The organism is Halorubrum sp. CBA1125 (assembly GCF_009742825.1).
In the GTDB taxonomy this organism is placed as follows: domain Archaea; phylum Halobacteriota; class Halobacteria; order Halobacteriales; family Haloferacaceae; genus Halorubrum.
On sequence record NZ_WPCE01000250.1, the window covers coordinates 1 to 3,454 of the forward strand.

Genomic DNA, 3,454 nt, shown 5'->3' on the forward strand with positions numbered 1-3,454 from the left:
TTTGCAGTTTGAGACTCCGAATCACGTCGTCGGGGTAACAGGTGCTGATAAGATCCTCGTTGATGGAAAACGAATAGATACTGATAATTGAGCGTTGAAAATCTTGTATTGACCCAACTGGGTTAGAATATATCACTTTCCGAGGATTTCAACAGAGGTGAATTAGTCTATATCCCACACAGTGACAAGCCAGTGACTGGGGGCTCATGTATCTCTCCACGAGTGATACGAGTCGATCGAATGATTCTGGCAGTTCACTGTTGGTTTTGAGCGAACACGTGGAGGGGGGATTCCCGGTGAATAAGAACTACCGGGCTAACCTAACCCAGCTTAGAGCGTAGTTTATAGATATGAGCGAGGCCTTCGCTACGAGTCGCACGATTCAAGAGGAGCCAGCTCCGGGCGTCCGTGTCGGGGTGTTGAGTTTTCATAATAGCAAAGAAACCAAGGCGATCTGTAACGCGGTTCGAGCGCTCGGGCATCAGCCAGTCTGGCTTCGCGAAGAGAACACCCGTACCTGGATGGAACACGGGACGCTCCACTTCGATCCAGACGTCGATATCGTCGCGAACCGACTCCTGACGACGAAGGCCTCGCAACCGCTCGATGACCTCGGTGTGGCGACGAGCTATGCCGCCGCACGCCCCGTCCTGAACAAGCCCGAAACCGTCATGCGGGCGATGCACAAGTACGGCGCGGCGGCGACCCTCGCTGCAGCGGGCCTCCCGGTTCCGGACGCCTACATGGCCTTCGCTCATCAAACCATCAATAACGACGATCATCCTGTCGACGGCCCGACCGTTCACAAGCCCGCGATCGGGACGAACGGCGACCGGATGGAACTCGTGGACGTGAACGAGGCCGTCTCTCCACAGATCGCCCGACGACGGGCGTTCCTCCAGCAGTTTCTCGACACCGACGCCGAACGACCGTTCGATGTCCGTGTCTACGTCGTCGACGATCACATCGTGGGTGCTATGAAACGGTACGCGCCAGCCGATGAATGGCGGACCAACGTCGCGCTCGGCGGCGACGTCAAGGGGATCTCGGATGACCTTCCCGACGATGCCGCTCGCCTCGCGACAGAGGCGACGACCGTTCTCGATCTCGATTATGCTGGCGTCGATCTGCTGCGGCGTGACGACACGTGGTACGTCCTCGAAGTGAACGCGACAGCCGGGTTCAAGGGTTTTTTCGAAGCGACGGGCGTGAGTCCCGCACCGTACATCGCCCGACTCGCAATCGAGCGGGCGGAGGAACGCGTTGAGTCAGCGCGGGTCGCGGAGCTCGCCACAACACTCGACGACTCCGTGCCCGACTGCAAACCCTCGATCGATTCGAAGCCAGAGAGTCCGGAGACGGTCGGCTACACCGAGCACGTGGCTGTGAGCGGCGGACGGAAGATCGAATCCACGGTCGCTAAGTCGGACACTGGAGCCCAGCGAACGAGCATCGACATCGATCTCGCCGCGGCCATCGGGGTGGGTCCGATCGTCGACACGATTCGCGTGAAATCCGGCACGCGAAACGGGAGACAGAAGCGCCCGCTCGTGGACCTTGAGGTTAAACTCGGCAATCGGTGGCACTCCACGACAGCCAGTCTCGAGGACAGAAGCCACATGAGCTATCCCGTGCTTCTGGGACGGGACGTTCTGCGAGGCTACCACGTGGATATCGAACAACGGGTGACCGAAGAATGACGCCCGAGCACTACCCGGCTTCCCCTGTCACGCGACCCACCCGGAGGTGATTCCCCATGGAACACGTAGAATACGCCTACACCAGCGGCATGGACGATTCGGAGATCGAAGAGCGACTACAATCAGCCGAGGCGGGCGTCCTCGCGCTCTCCGGCGACGGTGACGCGTATGCGGTTCCCCTCGCCCACTACTACGACGGAGACAGCTTGTATTTCCGTCTCGGGATATCCGAAGGAAGCACAAAACGGGAGTTCTGGAAGACGACCGAGACGGCGTGTTACGTCCTGTACGGAGCCGAGCCGACCGACGACCCACGTGGGCTGGATTCTTGGAGCATTATCATTACTGGCCAGCTCGTCGAACTTCCCGAGACGGAACATGAACGGTTTGATACCGCCGATATCAATCGTCACTTCTCGCCGATTCGTGTCTTCGATGAAGCCATCGACGAGATCGAGATCACGATCGTCGAACTCAAAATCGAGACGATAACCGGCCGGCACACACCGGCACAATAACACCGCCGAGGGGAATTGGCATGGAGTCTACAGTCGAGCCGTTCGAGTTCGACGGTTGGATCGTTGACTGGGCAAGAGCGAAAGGCTCCGGTTTGTGATCAGCGAAACGTATCTCAGAGATCTAGTGCGGATCACTGTCACGATCGTCACCGACGCCGAATCCGCCCCACCTACTTTCTCAGCGCGGTTATCCACGGCGACGCACCAAGGCATCGAGGTCGCCAGAGAAGCTGTCGATAAGTGAGATCACGACGATATTCACGGCTGTGTCGTCGGCCTGTCCGTGCTGAACATCCCCGGATTCATCACTCAGGAGCGGTATCTGCCAGCCTGAGACAAGCTCCTCACAGAGTAACGACAGCCCGGTCAGTGACGGCCATCGTCGGCCGTAAGGCGATCGCGACGGTGGTCGAATTCTTCGTCGTCGATTTCGCCACGAGCGTACCGTTTCTGGAGGACGGTAAGTGCGCTGTCCTCCGCGCGGCCCGCCGTTCGGAATCGAGTTGCTATCCAGTAGACGAGATCGACGGAAAGAGCAACGAGGAGTGCCATCCCTAGGAGACTGAACAGCATCATCCCCCAACCCCAGCCACTCCAGCCAGCCATGTGGCCGCCAATCCACACCTCCTCGTGCCACCTTCATATCATTGCATCTGAGACGGTCGCGTGGGTCAGCGCCATCCCGCCGACAACGGCCAGCGACAACGCTCCAACGACGATGAGTCCCAGAGAACGAATCCCGCGTGCTTGAATTGGATTTTGCATTATTGTACTCCAAAGGACTCGGCGTAACTAGCCGAGAATGTATTCGAGGACCGGGTAGTGCTCGACGAGCGCCTCGCCGCCGATTTCGTACTGTTCGATGTACTGGTCAAGCTCGAGGATGCGGCCCGCCGCGAACGCGGCGACCGCGAGGAACACGAGCATGTACGCGAAGTCCCCGTTGATGAACCCATGCGCCATATCCCAGTTCCCGAAGTAGAACATGAGCATCATGAGCGCGCCGAAGAACGCCGCGAGGCGGACGAACGCACCCACCAGTAGGCCGAGGCCGATGAACAGCTCGCCCCATGGGACGGCGACGTTCGCGAACTCGACGAACCACGGCGCGACCCCATCCACGCGAACATCCCCGCGAGCGGGTTGCCGTTCGTCGCCGCGACGTCGACAGGTAGCCGCCGGCGGCGAACTCGCCCGTGATCTTCGTGAATCCGGAGTACGCGAACGCGTACCCCA

The 3,454-nt window shown here is 59.3% G+C and carries 3 protein-coding genes and 1 pseudogene; 2 read left to right on the forward strand and 2 right to left on the reverse strand.

The window, feature by feature from the left end:
* Nucleotides 1-350: 350 nt before the first annotated feature.
* Complete coding sequence (locus GJ633_RS15125) at nt 351-1,700, forward strand: RimK/LysX family protein (protein WP_156589465.1); 1,350 nt, start codon at nt 351-353, stop codon at nt 1,698-1,700.
* Between the two features lie 56 nt (nt 1,701-1,756).
* Nucleotides 1,757-2,218 carry a pyridoxamine 5'-phosphate oxidase family protein gene (locus GJ633_RS15130; protein ID WP_156589466.1) on the forward strand — a complete coding sequence of 154 codons (462 nt, stop codon included), beginning with the start codon at nt 1,757-1,759 and terminating at the stop codon, nt 2,216-2,218.
* A gap of 366 nt (nt 2,219-2,584) precedes the next feature.
* Here the strand turns inward: GJ633_RS15130 and GJ633_RS17315 are convergent, their stop codons facing one another.
* Both GJ633_RS17315 and GJ633_RS17985 read right to left on the reverse strand, forming a co-directional pair.
* Nucleotides 2,585-2,824, reverse strand: coding sequence for an SHOCT domain-containing protein (locus tag GJ633_RS17315; protein WP_197431367.1), 240 nt, complete (start codon nt 2,822-2,824; stop codon nt 2,585-2,587).
* A gap of 186 nt (nt 2,825-3,010) precedes the next feature.
* A pseudogene (locus GJ633_RS17985) lies at nt 3,011-3,454 on the reverse strand (DoxX family membrane protein); the annotation flags it as partial.

Coding starts and splice junctions, on each gene's coding strand:
- GJ633_RS17315 (WP_197431367.1), bottom strand. CDS start 2,824: ATGGCTGGCTGGAGTGGCTGGGGTTGGGGGATGATGCTGTTCAGTCTC.
- GJ633_RS15130 (WP_156589466.1), top strand. CDS start 1,757: ATGGAACACGTAGAATACGCCTACACCAGCGGCATGGACGATTCGGAG.
- GJ633_RS15125 (WP_156589465.1), top strand. CDS start 351: ATGAGCGAGGCCTTCGCTACGAGTCGCACGATTCAAGAGGAGCCAGCT.